The sequence below is a fragment of the Methylomonas sp. 2F7 genome (assembly GCF_057126975.1).
Map to the genome: position 1 here is coordinate 2,445,780 of NZ_CP195203.1, position 15,604 is coordinate 2,461,383.

A 15,604-nucleotide genomic window follows, 5' to 3' on the forward strand; every position below is an offset into this window, starting at 1 on the left:
GCCGGTTGGGTGAGGTCGCCAACGGCGGCTTTGTAGACCTCCCGTCGCAGAATCTGGATTTGGCTGACTGGCCGCTTTGGAGAAACGCGACCGGCTCTTTTGGGTCGTTTTTTTACTTTCAACCTCCATAATCTGTTAGACCTTCATAGATCCTATCCGGGCGTATTTAGCACTACGCGAACGCGCAGCCAAGACTATTAAACGAACATCAATATTTACTGCGAAAACGCCCTGATAAAGCGCTCCCGTAACTTATCCATACCCAACACGGGCGCATTGTCGGCTGGCAGCATGCCGTCTGTCCAATGCCAAGCATCTACCGCAGCCATCAACTTGGAGTCGCGGCTGATCAAATGCACCAGCACGTCGTGACTATCCGATTCACCAGTAACGAACGGCGCCGGTTGGTGGTCGCCCAACACCAGAATCACCAGATTATCGTCGCCGTAGGTAATGGCGTAAGAGACGATATTCGCCAGCGCATATTCGATGGATTTGCGATATTGCTCGCGGATGCGCTCGGTGTTTTGCCAGACTTCTTCCGGGGTATCGCCAACTCGGGCTTGATTGAAAACACTGCCGTCGCCAACCTGGTCCCAATCCACTAATTCCGGCAACGGTGTCCAAGGCGCGTGCGACGAGATCAAGGCCAATTCGGCCATCAATGGTTGCCGGGCACCGGGTTTGCGCTCCAAGGCTTGCAGGGACGATAGTGTGTATTGGTCGGGCATGGTGATCCAGTTGAAGGTTTGGCCTTTGTAGCTCAGGTCTTGAGCCGCATAGATGCGATCGTAACCAAAATACTCACCTTGCGGCCAATCCATCGTATGCGCTGGCTGTACCGCCACGGTGCGCCAGCCGGCCCGTTGGAACAGGCGATTCAACGATGGGCGCTGGCTCATTACCAAGCGGTCGTAGCGGGTCTGACTATTGATCCATAAACCGGACATCAGGGTGCCATGCGCCAGCCAGCTGATACCGCCGTAAGTCGGCGAACTTAGATAAGCACTGCGAGCGGTTAAGCCGCTTGCGGCCAAAGCGGCGCTGCTTTGCTGTAACAGCGGACGAATATGGGCAGCATAATCGGCTTTGTCGAGCACCGTTCGGCCATACGATTCGACAAACACCACCAGCACATCCTTGCCCTTCAGCTTCTCGAACAATGCGCTGTCCGGCACGGCGGCATAAGGATCGCTATCAACGACATTGTTGAAACTTTCCAAATCGGCCATGCCGGTCCGGATGCTGGCAACGTGCTGGGCCAGTAGATCGTAAAACGGCTTGCCGGCATAAGGCCAGCCAGAAAAAACGCAAGTACTCCAAACTAATAGACTAGCGCATAAGACAAACCCACTGATTCTCGCCGAACCCTGCAGCAGCCTCTGCACCCGACGCAGGAGCGTATTCGTCAGCAAAAAGATCCCAATCAATAGCGCAACTATCAAACCAGCAACAACGATTGCGCCGCTTTTACCGATGGCCCCTTGCAGCAAATGCATGCCGTCTGCTGGAAAGCGGGAATCTAGCACCGGGTTGAATGGCCGATCGAAAACCTGATATGCCGCGATGTCGGCCAATTTCATGATGATCCCGGTGCCGAGCAGGCCGACGGCAAGCCAGCGAATCAATACGGCTCCCCTGCCCCGGACCAATAAGGCCAGGCCGAGCACTATCGCTTCCAACGGTAAGTAAGCAAAAGCCGCGGGGGTAATCGCGCTGAGGCGATTGGGCATAAGTAAAGCCACCATTACATAAAGTAAGGCGCAGCTATTGATACCGGTTGCAAAGTGAGCTGTCCGCTGATGATTAAAAACCTTGTGATCACCTAGCATTTAGACTCCCACTGCGACGCGTTTAGGTCTGGGCGGCAAAACAGGTGTCGAGAAAGAGAACTTGAGTTTATGGAGACGGGCATGTTTAGTGAAAAGTCAGGATTATTGTTTGAGATTGAAAATGCTTGAAAGCAAAAACAACGCCAAACTGGCATGGCTTCTGCTGGAGATTCTATGGTTTTCGTCAAGCTGCATTGTTGAGGCAAGCAATTTTCTGAGGGTCAAATCGGGCATCGGCTTGTTGCCAAAGCGAGAATGCGATGCGTAATAATTTTCTGGCGATAATCACCAGCGCCTGAGTTGCCGAGAACTCTCTGGCTCTTAACTCTTGGTAATAGGGTTTCCACACAGCCGTTTTGACGGCTGCCTGGGCGCAGTTGTATAACAGCCGTCTCAGTTCACCCGGTCCCCGTTTGGATACGCGTCGGCGGCCCCGCTTTTGGCCTGAGTCACAGGCTCGGGGATCCAGCCCGACAAAGGCTACTACGGCATCGCTGCGGCTTAACGGGACCCGATCAAACAAGACAGCCAGCTGTGTTGAGGTTTGCCGGCCAATACCCGGTATGCTCTCAAGACGTCGGGCCTCGGCTTTCAGTGCAGGCTGCAAAGTTAATAAGTCATCCAGTTGCTGATCGATATGCTTGAGCAATCCGTCCAAGGCGGCCACGGTATCAATGAGTGGCGCTTCAAGTTCCTTCACGCTTCGCAAGGCTTTTTGCAGAGCTTGACGATGCTTGACGACCGTCGCACGGCGCCGTTGCAGTAAAGTCACTTGGTGCTGCATCGCCGAAGCAGGTTGATAGGGACGTAAATGACCCCGTTCAGCGGTGATAAATCGCCGGATCATTTGGGCGCCCACTCGATCCGTCTTGCCCCGTCTGCCCAAACCCAGGGCATAATGGCGCATATCCCGTGGGTTCAGCACATAGACGACCATGCCCATCAATACCGCTTGCTCTGCCATGAGTTGATGATAATCGCTGGTGGCTTCCAGGCCAATATAACTCCCGGTCGGTAACGTCTTCAGCCAGGCATTGATGGCCTCTGCCGTATTGGCAAGCGTCAACAAACCCTGCTCTGAATCTATCACCAGTTCATCTTTTGCTACATCGATACCGATCAACATTTCGCTTGTCATACGTCCTCCACCTGTTGAAAAATAAGAGAGTCGGGGTGGTGCGTCTGCCGAGTAAGCTTGTGCACAAATCGGCGGCCTAACCGCTAGATTCTTCATCGACTCTGGAAGACGCGATGGGATGATTTCTCAGTGAGGTCTGTCTTAGCAGATGCTTGTCGATGTCCCTCCATCCCGACAACCAAAGTCTCCCCGATTCTCTTAACCTTTACCATACAAGCTTGTCGAATGATCTGATTCAGTAATTGAAAAACATGCAAGCAACCGAAAACACCGCCTTAAATTTACTGCAACACGAAGTGCGCACCATCGCCATATTGGGCGTCGGTGTGCTGCTGATCGGCTTTGGTTTTTTCGGTCTTGAGGAGAACTGGATGCTCGCTGGCCAATGGATGATTTTGGCGAGTCTGATTTGGGCTTATGTCTGCCGTTGCGTGTGGCAGCGCTTAGCATTGAATCGTGCCAAAGCAGAGGCACCGCTCTACGTTACTTTAGGCTGGGGAAATCGTATAACCATCTTGCGCGGCGGTTGCATAGCGCTGACCGGCGGCTTTTTGTTTATGCCGCAAACGCTCACCGCGACTATGTGGCTACCGGCCTTGTGCTATACCCTCGCTGCTATCCTGGACCGTTTGGACGGGTTCGCCGCGCGCCGTAGCGGACAGGTAAGCTTGCTTGGCAATGAATTGGACATTAGCTTCGACGCGCTGGGACTGGTGATTGCGCCGCTATTGGCGATCGGTTTGGGCAAATTGCAGTTCTCTTATCTGCTGTTAAGCGCGGCTTATTATGTGTACCGCTGGGGCTTGCAACGCCGTTGTTTAGGGGGTTTGCCGCTACACCCCTTGCCGGAAAATCCGCTGCGTCGCACCTTGGCGGGCTTTCAAATGGCTTTCGTCGCGGTGGCGCTTTGGCCGCTACTTGATCCTGAGTTGTCCGTTATCGCCGGTATTGCCTTCATGCTACCGGTGCTGTTCGGGTTTGCGACGGACTGGTGGGTGGTTTGCGGTGGGTTAACGCCGCTGGCTTATGGGCGCTTGGCAGAATGGAGCGAACAGTATTTTCAGCCGGGCTTGCGTGTCTTGTTAGCCTTGCTGCTGTTTTTGCTGATAGCGGATGCCAACGATCCGGCAGGCAATGTCACGGCATATGGTTTGTTGCTGGTCGCAAGCCTTGTTGTGCTTGGCTTGGCCGGACGCTTAGGAGCGCTGAGCGTGCTGATATGGTTTGGCTGGCATTATCCGCCCGCTAGCCATCCAGTTGGCTCTTACCTGGTGATTTTTACTGCCAGCTGGATTTTGTTGCTGGGCACTGGCCACTATAGCCTATGGTCATGGGGTGACGCATGGATTCAACGCTATGACGGGGCCTGATGACCTGGCATAGAGCGCTGCCAATTTTGTTGTGGGTGCCAGCGTTACTGATGGTTGGCGCGGTGCTTAGCCAATTGCCGCTCGCCACTATCACCCTGACCATTGGCACACTTTCTTTCAACCAATGGCTGGCCTGGATAGGGCTGAATCTCGCCATTATTTTGCTCGCTGCCCAGCGTTGGTGGGTGTTGAGTAACGTGCTGAAATTACCGGTCGGTGTTGGTCAGTTACTGATGATTCGCCAAGCCGGCCAAGCCGTCAGTTTCATCACGCCCGGCCCGCAATTCGGCGGCGAGCCACTGCAGATTTTCTGGCTGCACAAGCGCTGCCATCTGCCGCTGCACGGCGCGTTGCTGACATTGGGTCTGGATAGGTTTTACGAGCTTTGGATCAACTTCAGTATCCTGGTCCTGGCGGTGCTTTTGTTGCTGGCTTCGCCGGTCGGCGCTGTCACCAACTGGCGGGAAATCCTGCTGGTACTTGCCGGTATCTTGCTGGCTTTATCGTTGTTCGGCTGGTTTATTTTAAAGCGGCCGGAACGGGTATTAGCCTGGCTAAACCGCCTGGCCCGGCGCTGGCAGCATCATCCGCGCTTGCAACACATAGAAACGCATTGGCACCACTTGGGTAGCGACTTAAAGGCAACCGTCGCTTCAGGTAAGGCCGCACTATGCAAAGCCTTTCTACTCTCTCTGTGCGGGTGGGCTGGTTTGCTATTGGAGTTATGGCTACTGCTCGGCGTATTCGATCTTGCCTTGGATATGTCTACGTTCCTGGTCATTTTGGTGGCCATGCGCCTGTCTTTTTTATTACCGTTGCCGGGCGGGATTGGGTCCTTGGAGGCGGCGCTGTTTTGGGCGTTTCAATACTTGAGTTTGCCGGCTGATGCGGCGATTGGCTTGATTGCCTTAATGCGCTTACGCGATGCCATTATTCTCATAGGCGGCCTGGGTTGCTTGCGCTTGTTACAGGCAAGTAGGTAGCGCAAGTGCTTATCTAAAGGCAGGGTATCAGCAAGCTCTGTCTGTATCGCAACAGCTCGCACGCATTCATGCTGCTCAACGACGGCATTTCCTGGTGAATAAATACGGCACGATTAGTGCAGTTTTAGGGACGGGAACCTTGCTCAAGGTATCCGTTTTGATAACCCATAACTAGAGAGAAAATGCATGAAAAAAACTAGCTTTGTTGCCGGCCTGCTCATTCTGAGCGCTAACGCAGCCCTCGCTCAACAGGCCCCCAGCGACGCCCCTAAGCCACCGTTAGGCTTTTTTGTCACCAGTGTCGGTTCTGGCAAGGGTGCTGATCTTGGCGGCTTGGCGGGCGCCGATGCGCATTGCCAAAAACTGGCGACTGATGCCGGAGCCGGCAACCGTACCTGGCGCGCTTATTTGAGCACCCAGGCCACCGCCGACCAACCCGCCGTCAACGCCCGCGACCGGATCGGTAACGGGCCTTGGGCTAACGCCAACGGCGCGATTGTCGCCAATGATGTCGCCCATCTACACGGCGACACCGTGGAACTGGGCCAGTTGGGTAACAACGTACACCGCACCACAAACCTCACCGAAAAAGGCGCGCAAATCAACGGCGTGGGCGCCACACCAAACCAACACGACCTGATCACAGGTACAAAACCAGACGGTCGCGCCTACACCGATGCCGCCGACCACACCTGTAAAAACTACACCAGCAGTGGTGAAGGCAGCGTTCGTGTCGGTCACTCCGACCGCACCAACCGCGGCGCCACCGGCGGCAATGTCTCCTGGAACTCCACCCACGACAGCAAAGGCTGCAGCCAGGAAAACCTGGTCAGCACCGGCGGCGCGGGCTATTTTTATTGCTTTGCGGCGGATTAGGTTGGTTTGAGAGGGTGGGCACGATTAGCGTGTGCACCGTGTAGCTTATTGGATGGGCTGACGAAAGGAAGCCCATCGTTCGCGAGTGATACGCTTCACTCCGTTCGGCTCAGCGGCTCTGCTCAAAATACAACTGAGCTAGCCTACGGTAATAATAATCAAACTTTTAAGATGTCCTGAGCGGCTAGTATTACGGAATGCAGATATTTTAATAGAGCTATTACTGTCAGCATAATCGTTTACAGCATTTGCACTAAGGCTTGATGTGATTAGAGATATTGATTTTTGATTTCTGGCATGTTGATTCAATTCAAATACTACCGGCCGTCCAAATTCAGGAATAAAAACCCGTCCTTTGTAGGTGTTGCTGTTATAACTAGAAACTCTGCCGAAGAATTGTTCGGGAACTTCTGTGATTCTAGTTTCGAATAGAAAATCATAACTTTCTAAAGTGAGCTTTGTATTAATTTGGAGTTTTGGTCGGTCAGGCAAAGTGCAGTAAATGTTTGCAGATTCTGCAGTTTTGTTCTTATAAATTGGTCTGTGCATTTCCCCAATTGCTGTAGAACACTTTTCAAGAAGGGAGTCTGCTTGACTTTGTGTTACTGGCTTTACTTTTATATTATATTTTTTTGCCTCTTCATATAACTGACCAAGAGATTTGTTGTAATCGACATGAACTCCAAGCGATTCTGAAACGACATAATCGTATAGTGAGTAAACAATATGCCCAAGAGGAGAGTTGTTTTCCAGCGTTGCTACATTATAAATGCCCATACCAATAAAAGAGATAACTGCAGTGGATTTCCAACTTCCTTGCTCAGCAGGAAAGGCATATATTTTTGCCCCCTTCAATGAAGGAGCCTGTGTAATAATTTCGCTATTAAGAACCAAGTGGGTAGTAAGAGCGATCGACCTTTGAAAGCCCGTCAAAGCCTGGGCTACATCGTAATAATCAATTAAGTTTCGATCAGAGTCGTTACCTTCGAAAGACAATGTAAATTGAATATTTTTTTGAGGATCATGATGCATTTTGCTTTCCAAGCTCTGATAATAATGATTAATGTTCTAACTGAACAAAATGATCCAGAATATAGAGTAGTGCGTATCGTAAGTCAAAATAGTGTGTCGCCCGCATGGAATAAAACGGAAATGGCTTGAGGATAGTGATGGGTTTCGCTGACGCTCTACCCATCCTACGAAAACAAACCCAGTTTAACAAAAAAGCCTATTCGAACTAGACACACTATAAAACCACGAAACTTTGTTTTGCAAACATCCAAGCAACTGGACCGTAGGATGGGTAGAGCAACGCGAAACCCATCAAATAAACCCATAACCACCATTATCCCAAGTTTAAATCATTTTCCAATCCCGCCACTCCGCCCCAATTAGCGGGAATAATCCCTCGCTTAACATATCGATGAAACGATGAATAAGGCCAATCCGCAGCGGTTGTGACATGACCATGTTTTACTGGATTGAAATGAATGTAATCCACATGTCTGGCAAAGTCATTCTCGTCTTTTATTCGGTGTTCCCAAAATCGTCTTTGCCATATTCCTCTTTCATTTTTACGAATACGGCTATGGGAAATTTTCTCACCAATTTCAATATGCCTGGAAAATTCTGATTTTATTTGTCGCCAACGTAAACTGAAATCATCGTCACCCTCAGGTAGGGTCCAAATGGCATGCAGATGTTCCGGCAATACTACAATTGCTTCCACTGTAAATGGATGCTTTTGCTTAACAGTACGGAAGGATTCTCGCAAAATCTCAATATGCTCCGTCAGTAGTGTTTGGCTTCTATCGGCCAGATTTACCGTAAAAAAGTAAGTGCCACCTTGGACTCGATGGCGACGGTATTCGGTCATTTATCTTTTTTCGGGGTAAGTTTGAAGTTAGCGATGGGTTTCGCTTTGCTCTACCCATCCTACAAAGCCCATTGAGTTTAGACCAAGCCTAACCCAGTGAGTCATGTCTTGAAATGACAAAACTTTGTTTTCCAAGCACCCAAGCAACAGTACCAGGACCGTAGGATGGGTAGAGCAAAGCGAAACCCATCAAATGACTTAAAACCATGACACTTTGTTTTCCAAACACCCAATCAACAGTATCAGTATCCCCAGCAACAATTATTTGCCAATCTGGAGTATTAAAGTCAGTCTTGGCAGGGCTAAAAAACATGGCATAAATAATGGTAGGAGTTTTCTTATATCAAGAGTTTACAAAGAAAATACTATGTTTCGTACCGAACGATTTTTGTCCGTGGTTAATCCTGGTACCGGGCTGCCCGCCTGGTACTTTTTGACTCGGGAAGGCCGGAGAGGGCCGTTTTCCTCTAAAACCAATGCCCAGGTGGCGCTGCATCATTACATCGATGGCTGCGCCCGACAGGGACTTGCCAGCCGGCGCACGCGGCTGTTGGCGAACGGCTGAGCGTTTATCGACTTTGCCCGGCCCTGACTTGATCGGATAAAAAAGCGCGGATGTCGGCGCAACTTGTCTCCCATTTTGGCTGGGCGGCGTATGCATGCAGTGCATTGGCGCCTAATTGCGCCAGTAGATGACGATTCTGATGCAGGGTGTGCAGTAAATTGGCTAAGGCGCCATGACTTTCAGGTTCGATCAAATAGCCGTTTTCCCCCTCACGAATAATCTCCCACGCAGCGCCAGACCTTGTGCCGATCGCCGGCAAGCCAAATTGCTGGGCTTCCACATAGACAATGCCGTAACTTTCGTAAGCGGACGGCATGACTAATAGATGATGTTGCCGATATAAATCGGCTAACGCTTCACCTTGCACGGGACCGAGCAAGGACGCGCTTTGGTTTAATCCAGCATCTCGAATCAGGGTTTTAATTTGCGCGACATAGCAGGGTTCCATATTCAGCCGTCCGGCCACGCTGAGTTGGTAGTCCTTTACAGGCAATTGGCTAAGGGCTTTCAGCAAGACATGCAAGCCCTTGCGGCGGATGACATTACCCACCAGCAATATTCTCAGCGGTCCGGGCTCCAGCGCGCGCTTCAAAACGGCTGCCGGGTCTATGTTGCTATCGGCAAAATTGTCACCGGCGGGCACTGCGATGCAGTGTGGCGGTAACGCACCGGCCAACAGCTGACGGATTTGAGTTAGGGTGGTCTGGCTGTTGGCGATGATGCCGTCCACCGTTTGCAAATAACGGCGTTCAACAATCCGGTAAAGCCAGGCGCTGTGCCAAGGAGCTTGGTCTATGCTAGCCAGCAGGTGCACCAGGGCAATTAGCGGAATGCCGAGCTGCTTGCTGATGCGCCTATTCAAATAAAACACGGCTGGATGAACCATGGCATCCTGAATCAGAATATCCGGCTTGGCAGCGGCGATGTTTTCCAATAAATCGCCGACAATATTCTCGGCCAACAACCACCAATAATTGTGCGGCGGCAGACTGATGATGCTGACCTGATCACCTCGGCTTCGCAGGTAAGACACCAGCTTGCGGTTATACAGATAGCCGCCGCTGACGCTATTCATGTCGCCAATGACCAGCAAGACTACATGCACGGTGCTTACCGGATTAGAAAGCCAAGCGGTAAGCTGCCCAGCACGTCGCGTTTTCCCAGAGTTTTACCCGCAACCTGCCTGTTCCCGGTGGATTAACGGCGGCGACGATTTTTTCGCAGATGATGCGGCTAAAGTGCTCGATGCTGGGGTTTAAGCCGGCAAACTCCGGCTTATCGTTGAGCATTTGATCACGAAAATCCGCCACGATGTCATTCAAAGCCGCTTCGATGGCGACGATGTCCACCAGATAACCGTGCTGATCCAGTTGCTCGCCGTCGATGCGTACTTCCGCGATGTAATGGTGGGAGTGGGGCTGATTTTCAGTGCCCCAGTCGCCGCCGATTAAGTAATGGTTGGCGATGAAATCTCGACTGACGGCTACGCTGTACATATTATTTTTTTCCTTGGGTTCTTTGGTGACTACTCCCCTGTTTGAAAAAATAGGGGAAGTAAATAGCGTTGGAGTTTTAATAAGTAAATATGGCTTGCAAGACTTGCTGCGGTTCCTGATCCAGCCGCTTGTAAATGTCTGCTGCTTGGTCAATTGGCATGCGATGACTGATCAGCGCTTGCGGCTTCACCCGTCGAATCATCTGCCAAGCCTGCTGGAAGCGGCGGGCTTTATCCCAACGTCCAGACAATTCCGGCGCAATGCTACTGACCTGACTGCTGATGAATTTGATTCGATTGCGATGGGCCACACCACCTAATTGCACTGGCGCGGACTTGTTGCCATACCAGCTGCCGACCACAATACGACCGGAGTAGCTGCACAAGTCGATAGCCAGATTCAAAGCTTCCGGCGCTCCGCTGACTTCGTAGATCAGATCCGCACCGGAGTTCGGGGTTGCCGATAGTTCCACGGGCAATTTTAAGGCGTCTTTCAAATCGGCTATTTGGTCATCAGACTTCGGATCAAAACTTCGATGTACACCCAACCATTCAGCGTAATTACGACGTTTACTGATGTCATCCACAGCCAGCAACTTCGCCAACGGAAAACGGGCCAATACACTGGATAACAACAAGCCAACGATGCCCTGCCCCAACACTGCGACTTTTTCCCCTAGAGCCGGACTACCGTCCAGCACCAGATTAACAGCCGTTTCCATGTTGGCTAAAAATACCGCCGCTTCCGCTTCGATATCCTCCGGCACAGCAATCAGGTGATCGGGTGCAGCGATAAAATGGCTAGCGTGTGGCTGAAACGAAAACACGCGCTTATCTAACCAAGTAGCATCGACGCCAGCGCCGATTTGTTCGACGTGGCCGACACAAGCATAACCATATTGCAAGGGATAAGCGGTTTGTTGCTGTAAGGTCGGCAGCGAGGCGTCCAACGTGATATCCGTGGGCAATTGACCCCGGTAAACCAGCATTTCCGTACCGGCGCTGATTGCGGAGCAATCACTCTTCACCAGAATTTGCCCCGGTTCCAGCGGCGGCGAGTTGTTCTCGCGGATTTCAACTTCTCCGGGCCTGGTAAACCAAAGCTGATGGGCTTTCACGCTAAAGCTGGCTCCCGATAATGCAGATTGCCCCACATGATCAAATCCTGTCCCAGCATCTGCGAATGCAGCGGACGAATCTGCGGCAACTGGCTTTTACAGCCCAAATCCAGATTGCCGACGCCCTTGTATCCGCCGACCAAAGTCGGCGCAATGGTCAATACCAATGCATCGGCCAGCTGGGCTTTTAAAAATGCGGTGATGACCTGACTGCCTCCCTCCACCATCAGCGTCCGGATGCCTTTTTCCCAAAGTCGTTGCAGGGCTGCCGACAGATCAACACGCCCATCGTCATCACCCTCTAAGGTGATGATTTCGGCGTTGCCGTCAAATTCGACATCGGGTTTTAAACAGGTTAACAGCCAACACTCTTTGTCGGTGCGTTGGCACAGGCGAGCGGTCGGCGGTGTGCGTAAGCAGCTATCCAAGACGATGGGTTGCGGGTTTTTGCCCCGGCATTCTCTCACCGTCAGTTGCGGATCGTCGGTCAGCACCGTGCCGATACCGACCAGGATGCCGTCGTGCAGACTGCGGAGTTGGTGGGTTAAACGCCGCGATTCAGAGCCGCTCAAGCCAAGAGTTTCGCCGGCGCGAGTAGTGATGCTGCCATCCCAGCTTTGCGCATAACTCAGCGTAACAAATGGCCGTTCTGCTGATTCGAAAAACGCGGTTTGGGCGGTCAGCCAGCGCTCAATCTGCTGGTTCACAATCATGCGCGGTTCTCACGCTTACCCTAGCAGCGGCGGGTTTGACTTTTAATAAGTGGTCCATGCGTCGAACTTTCGTGAGCAGATAGCCTTCGTTGTCCGAATTGATTGTGGCTTCCAACGGAAAACGGGCGTTGACGCGGATACCTTCGCTTTCGAGAGCATGAATCTTTGCGGGATTGTTGGTCATCAGGCGTATCGAATGGACACCCAGTTCTTCGAGAATGCGGGCCGCCAATGAATAGTCTCTCTCGTCGGCGCCGTGGCCCAACAACAGATTGGCGTCCACCGTGTCGTAGCCCTGGTCTTGTAGGTTGTAGGCGCGCAGTTTTTGCAATAAACCGATGCCACGGCCTTCCTGTCGTAGGTACACTAAAACGCCAGTGCCTTGGCTGGCGATCAATTGCAGCGAGCGGTCCAGCTGTTCACCGCAGTCGCAACGTCTGGAGCCCAGCACATCGCCGGTAAAACACTCTGAATGAATGCGCACCATTACATTTTCTGCATCGGTGACATTGCCCATCACAAAGGCCAGATGCTCTTTGTTATCCAGGGTATTGCTGTAATAGCAGAGTTGAAAGTCGCCATACGCCGTGGGGATACGGGTGCTGGCGAGTCGGGAAACGGTAGGTTTGGACATGGTGTTTTATGAATGCTTAATTCCTTTCGTAACTCAATTTATGTGCCAGCTCTCAAGCCTTTGTTTAGCCAAGTATTTAGATTTTTTGCCGAAGACCTACTGCTGCCTCACGCGCAGCAATTGTTGACTGCCTGTTGTTTAAACAACTTACAGTAAGCAAAAGCCAGGCAATATTTTGGTTGAAAGCCTTTAGCAAGTTAATCAAGGGTGGAAGTTACTCAAGCGCTTAACCGCTTCATGCAAGGTAGCGTCATCCTTAGCGAAGCAAAACCGAATCAACCCCTCGCCGGCGGCGCTTTGATAAAACGAACTGCCCGGAATGCTGGCTACACCGGTCTGTTCCAAAATAGCTAATGCTGCGGCCTTGGCTGTGGGACAACCTAAATGGGCGATGTCGGCTAATACGTAGTAAGCACCTTGCGGCACCAGCGGCGTCAACCCTGCATCCTGCAGGCCAGCGCAAATTATGTCGCGCTTGCGTTGATACTGTGCTCGCAACTGCTGGAAATAGTCCGGCGGCGCCTGCAAGCCCGCCGCTGCGCCATATTGCAAAGGCGACGGCGCGCACACGTAGAGCAGGTCGTTAACCAGATTAATAGCCTGCGCCAATCCCGGTTCGGCGACCGCATAGCCCAGGCGCCAACCGGTAATACTAAATGTTTTGGAAAAGCCCATGATACTGACGGTACGCTTGGCCAGATTGCCGACGCTGGCCGGGGAAATATGCGGCACGCCGTCATAGGTGATGTATTCGTATATTTCATCGGAAATCACCAACAGATTATGCTGTTCAGCCACTCGCTCGATGATTGCCAACTCGGCGGCACTGAATAGCTTCCCGCTGGGATTGCTGGGCGTGCAGACCACGATTGCCCGGGTGTTGGGTTTTAAGGCGGCACGCAACTCTGCTTCGTCGAGGGCGAAAGTTGGTGGCGTCAAGGTTAAAAATTGCGGTTCCAGGCCGTTGAGCAAAATCGTATTCAGATGGTAGCCGTAGTAAGGCTCCATCAGCAAAATGCCATCGCCCGGATTCAATAGCGCCGTTAAGGTGGCTGCGAATGCACCCGTCGTACCTCCGCTAATCACAATCTGGCTATCCGCATCGACTTCCAGACCATTGTCTCGCTTCAGTTTGGCGGCAATCGCCTGCCGTAATGGCGGCACGCCTTCGGAAGGCGTATAGGTATTTAGGCCGTCTTGAATAGCCTTGATAGCACCGTCGCGTACCAGCGCCGGAGCCGGCAAATCGCCCAGCCCCTGCCCCAGGTTAATTCCGCCAACGCGTTCGCATTCGCGGGTCATTAAACGGATATCGGATGGCTATAAGTTGGCGATTCGTTTAGCAGCGGGAAAAGTCATCGGCAAATTTTGTAAAAGTCAGTAAAAAAGAAGCGCCTTATCGGCGCTTGAAGGGAGGAGCGCCCTGAATAAGTTAAAAGCGCCGCGACCAGCCGAATTGCAAGGAGAACTGGCTCATCGACAAATCGATTGATTGTCCCGGACTCAATGGATTGGGGCCGGTGATGGTTTTCTGCGGCGAATACATGAAAGCAAAACTGAGTTCGTCTTGTTTGCTAAGCGCGTGACTTAAGCCGCCGGTCAAGTGCCATTCCTGCACCCCAGGCGCCAGAATATTGAACAGCACCTCGGAGCCTTCTATGGGTTGCTGCCCGTAACTTAGGCCGCCGCGCCAAATCCAATCCTGGCTTTGCTGCCATTGCACCCCGGCTTTATAAATCGTCATGTCGTTCCAGCCAAAACCTCGGCCATCGGCGTGCCCCAGCAAATTGCCCTGGAAGGTATTGCCGACCGATTTAATCTCGCTGTAGCGGATATGCTCGACATCAAAGTTGGTGGTCAGCGCCTTGGTAACGTCCCAGGACAAACCGACATTAAAGCTGTCCGGAATATCGAAACCACCGCCCTGGGCAAATAAGCCCGAATAGCGTTCAAACTTGGACATGTAGATGCGGCTTTTGTAAGACGCACCCAGCCGCAGCCCTGGCAGCAACTCAGCCAAACCGCCTATCCGAAAACCGGCGCCGAAAGAATAATCGCGCCCCTGATCCGATAAATGATCCGGTTCACTGGAAAAACCGAACTGACCGAATGTACTCAAACCTCTTGCCTTGAAAGTCTGCGCCGCGAATATCGGCGAAATTCCCAACGCATATCGGCCTTTGGCAAACGAATGCGCGTAGGTGCCTACGATAAAGGCCTGGGCCATATCGATACCGGTGCGGCCTGCGCCGAAGGTACCGTTAGCGCCGGTAAACAAGCCATTGCCGTTGACCAGTGGCTTGTAATCGGTGTTCATGCCGCCATTGCCGTACATGGCCAAACCGAGGGTTTGCTCAGCGTCTAATTTGTAACTCCAACCCAAGGTCGGCACCGGGAAATACTCGCTGTCGCTTTCGACCGACCCGGTCGCTAACATGCCGCCGCCATTAACGCGATACTCGCGATGCGGACTGAATAATTCAAGCTCCAAATCCAGACGATCGCCGACATACGCCAGACCGGCTGGATTGATCGCTGAAACAATCGCATCCTGCGCAAAAGCTGTACTCGCCCCCGCCAAGGCTTTGCTCCTGGCGCCGTAGCTGTGCGCAAAATAGCCGTTGGTGGCATTCGCGGCAGGCGCGTATGCCGCCAACGCGGTAACGGAACCCAACAAAGCTAGTGAAATTTTTGAGAACGGCATACAAGGTTTCCCTCAGTGAAAAGCTTAGGAAAATTCTATACAGCGCTAGACTCTCTTTAAAAACGATATATTTCGATGTGTATTTCAGAAATTAGCATAACGACGACAAGCCCCACCCAAACCGCCGAGCCCGTAATTTCGCATGTTTAGCTAACACCCCACATCGCAAATACTTAGGTCTTGGCCTGCCTCTACACAAACATCTGAACAACAAACATTGCTAGCTCAGCAGCAATCGCCCGTCGATTCCAGCCCCCCCCACAAGCAGATCCTTATGAATTTTAAGGATTGAAAATAAGC

Annotated in this window: 16 protein-coding genes; 4 read left to right on the plus strand and 12 right to left on the minus strand. The window is 52.0% G+C overall.

The genetic code is table 11. The features are described 5' to 3' along the window. Positions 1-215: 215 nt before the first annotated feature. Both ACR64Q_RS10990 and ACR64Q_RS10995 read right to left on the minus strand, forming a co-directional pair. Complete coding sequence (locus tag ACR64Q_RS10990) at positions 216-1,733, minus strand: sulfatase-like hydrolase/transferase (protein WP_231499579.1); 1,518 nt, start codon at positions 1,731-1,733, stop codon at positions 216-218. 283 nt (positions 1,734-2,016) lie between these two features. After that, the gene (locus ACR64Q_RS10995; RefSeq protein ID WP_483823325.1) at positions 2,017-2,970 is read right to left on the minus strand and encodes an IS110 family RNA-guided transposase; all 954 of its coding nucleotides are present in this window, start codon (positions 2,968-2,970) and stop codon (positions 2,017-2,019) included. A 251-nt stretch (positions 2,971-3,221) separates the two neighbouring features. On the opposite strand from ACR64Q_RS10995, the gene ACR64Q_RS11000 reads away from it, so the two are divergent. From ACR64Q_RS11000 to ACR64Q_RS11010, 3 genes are all read left to right on the plus strand, one after another. Then, positions 3,222-4,340, plus strand: a complete 1,119-nt coding sequence (locus tag ACR64Q_RS11000) for a CDP-alcohol phosphatidyltransferase family protein (protein WP_026600894.1) — start codon at positions 3,222-3,224, stop codon at positions 4,338-4,340. Further along, the gene (locus ACR64Q_RS11005) at positions 4,340-5,323 is read left to right on the plus strand and encodes a lysylphosphatidylglycerol synthase transmembrane domain-containing protein (RefSeq protein WP_026600895.1); all 984 of its coding nucleotides are present in this window, start codon (positions 4,340-4,342) and stop codon (positions 5,321-5,323) included. Before ACR64Q_RS11000 ends, ACR64Q_RS11005 begins: the two co-directional genes overlap by 1 nt. Before the next feature lie 186 nt (positions 5,324-5,509). Next, the gene (locus ACR64Q_RS11010; protein ID WP_026600896.1) at positions 5,510-6,199 is read left to right on the plus strand and encodes a hypothetical protein; all 690 of its coding nucleotides are present in this window, start codon (positions 5,510-5,512) and stop codon (positions 6,197-6,199) included. 138 nt (positions 6,200-6,337) lie between these two features. On the opposite strand, the gene ACR64Q_RS11015 is transcribed toward ACR64Q_RS11010, so the two are convergent. The 3 genes from ACR64Q_RS11015 to ACR64Q_RS11025 form a co-directional block, all read right to left on the minus strand. After that, entirely contained in the window at positions 6,338-7,231 is an 894-nt protein-coding gene (locus ACR64Q_RS11015) for a DUF7946 domain-containing protein (RefSeq protein WP_313734713.1), read from the minus strand. A gap of 313 nt (positions 7,232-7,544) precedes the next feature. Next, a complete protein-coding gene (locus ACR64Q_RS11020; protein WP_026600898.1) occupies positions 7,545-8,075 on the minus strand; it encodes an REP-associated tyrosine transposase in 531 nt (176 codons plus the stop codon). A gap of 88 nt (positions 8,076-8,163) precedes the next feature. Beyond that, positions 8,164-8,388 carry a hypothetical protein gene (locus tag ACR64Q_RS11025; RefSeq protein WP_313734714.1) on the minus strand — a complete coding sequence of 75 codons (225 nt, stop codon included), beginning with the start codon at positions 8,386-8,388 and terminating at the stop codon, positions 8,164-8,166. 54 nt (positions 8,389-8,442) lie between these two features. Here ACR64Q_RS11025 and ACR64Q_RS11030 point away from each other — a divergent pair, with 54 nt between their 5' ends. Then, the gene (locus ACR64Q_RS11030) at positions 8,443-8,640 is read left to right on the plus strand and encodes a DUF6316 family protein (protein ID WP_313734715.1); all 198 of its coding nucleotides are present in this window, start codon (positions 8,443-8,445) and stop codon (positions 8,638-8,640) included. A gap of 4 nt (positions 8,641-8,644) precedes the next feature. Here ACR64Q_RS11030 and ACR64Q_RS11035 read toward each other — a convergent pair whose 3' ends face one another. From ACR64Q_RS11035 to ACR64Q_RS11065, 7 genes are all read right to left on the minus strand, one after another. Continuing rightward, complete coding sequence (locus tag ACR64Q_RS11035) at positions 8,645-9,745, minus strand: glycosyltransferase family 4 protein (RefSeq protein WP_313734716.1); 1,101 nt, start codon at positions 9,743-9,745, stop codon at positions 8,645-8,647. A 13-nt stretch (positions 9,746-9,758) separates the two neighbouring features. Further along, positions 9,759-10,136 (minus strand): 6-pyruvoyl trahydropterin synthase family protein, encoded by a 378-nt coding sequence (locus ACR64Q_RS11040; RefSeq protein ID WP_313734718.1) that lies wholly within the window; start codon positions 10,134-10,136, stop codon positions 9,759-9,761. A gap of 76 nt (positions 10,137-10,212) precedes the next feature. Further along, a complete protein-coding gene (locus ACR64Q_RS11045) occupies positions 10,213-11,289 on the minus strand; it encodes a zinc-dependent alcohol dehydrogenase (RefSeq protein WP_483823326.1) in 1,077 nt (358 codons plus the stop codon). Next, positions 11,250-11,966 (minus strand): RibD family protein, encoded by a 717-nt coding sequence (locus tag ACR64Q_RS11050; RefSeq protein ID WP_313734722.1) that lies wholly within the window; start codon positions 11,964-11,966, stop codon positions 11,250-11,252. Before ACR64Q_RS11050 ends, ACR64Q_RS11045 begins: the two co-directional genes overlap by 40 nt. Continuing rightward, a complete protein-coding gene (gene ribA / locus ACR64Q_RS11055) occupies positions 11,944-12,600 on the minus strand; it encodes a GTP cyclohydrolase II (RefSeq protein ID WP_313734724.1) in 657 nt (218 codons plus the stop codon). The genes ACR64Q_RS11050 and ribA overlap by 23 nt, the downstream gene beginning before the upstream one ends. A gap of 201 nt (positions 12,601-12,801) precedes the next feature. Further along, positions 12,802-13,902, minus strand: coding sequence for a pyridoxal phosphate-dependent aminotransferase (locus ACR64Q_RS11060; protein ID WP_313734726.1), 1,101 nt, complete (start codon positions 13,900-13,902; stop codon positions 12,802-12,804). A gap of 130 nt (positions 13,903-14,032) precedes the next feature. Continuing rightward, positions 14,033-15,304: an OmpP1/FadL family transporter gene (locus tag ACR64Q_RS11065; RefSeq protein WP_313734728.1), complete on the minus strand. Its 1,272-nt coding sequence runs from the start codon at positions 15,302-15,304 to the stop codon at positions 14,033-14,035. Between the last annotated feature and the right edge of the window lie 300 nt (positions 15,305-15,604).

Excerpts from the sequence above, each read along its gene's own strand:
- ACR64Q_RS10990 (WP_231499579.1), bottom strand. The coding sequence starts at position 1,733 with ATGCCCAATCGCCTCAGCGCGATTACCCCCGCGGCTTTTGCTTACTTA.
- ACR64Q_RS10995 (WP_483823325.1), bottom strand. The coding sequence starts at position 2,970 with ATGACAAGCGAAATGTTGATCGGTATCGATGTAGCAAAAGATGAACTG.
- ACR64Q_RS11000 (WP_026600894.1), top strand. The coding sequence starts at position 3,222 with ATGCAAGCAACCGAAAACACCGCCTTAAATTTACTGCAACACGAAGTG.
- ACR64Q_RS11005 (WP_026600895.1), top strand. The coding sequence starts at position 4,340 with ATGACCTGGCATAGAGCGCTGCCAATTTTGTTGTGGGTGCCAGCGTTA.
- ACR64Q_RS11010 (WP_026600896.1), top strand. The coding sequence starts at position 5,510 with ATGAAAAAAACTAGCTTTGTTGCCGGCCTGCTCATTCTGAGCGCTAAC.
- ACR64Q_RS11015 (WP_313734713.1), bottom strand. The coding sequence starts at position 7,231 with ATGCATCATGATCCTCAAAAAAATATTCAATTTACATTGTCTTTCGAA.
- ACR64Q_RS11020 (WP_026600898.1), bottom strand. The coding sequence starts at position 8,075 with ATGACCGAATACCGTCGCCATCGAGTCCAAGGTGGCACTTACTTTTTT.
- ACR64Q_RS11025 (WP_313734714.1), bottom strand. The coding sequence starts at position 8,388 with ATGTTTTTTAGCCCTGCCAAGACTGACTTTAATACTCCAGATTGGCAA.
- ACR64Q_RS11030 (WP_313734715.1), top strand. The coding sequence starts at position 8,443 with ATGTTTCGTACCGAACGATTTTTGTCCGTGGTTAATCCTGGTACCGGG.
- ACR64Q_RS11040 (WP_313734718.1), bottom strand. The coding sequence starts at position 10,136 with ATGTACAGCGTAGCCGTCAGTCGAGATTTCATCGCCAACCATTACTTA.
- ACR64Q_RS11050 (WP_313734722.1), bottom strand. The coding sequence starts at position 11,966 with ATGATTGTGAACCAGCAGATTGAGCGCTGGCTGACCGCCCAAACCGCG.
- ribA (WP_313734724.1), bottom strand. The coding sequence starts at position 12,600 with ATGTCCAAACCTACCGTTTCCCGACTCGCCAGCACCCGTATCCCCACG.
- ACR64Q_RS11060 (WP_313734726.1), bottom strand. The coding sequence starts at position 13,902 with ATGACCCGCGAATGCGAACGCGTTGGCGGAATTAACCTGGGGCAGGGG.
- ACR64Q_RS11065 (WP_313734728.1), bottom strand. The coding sequence starts at position 15,304 with ATGCCGTTCTCAAAAATTTCACTAGCTTTGTTGGGTTCCGTTACCGCG.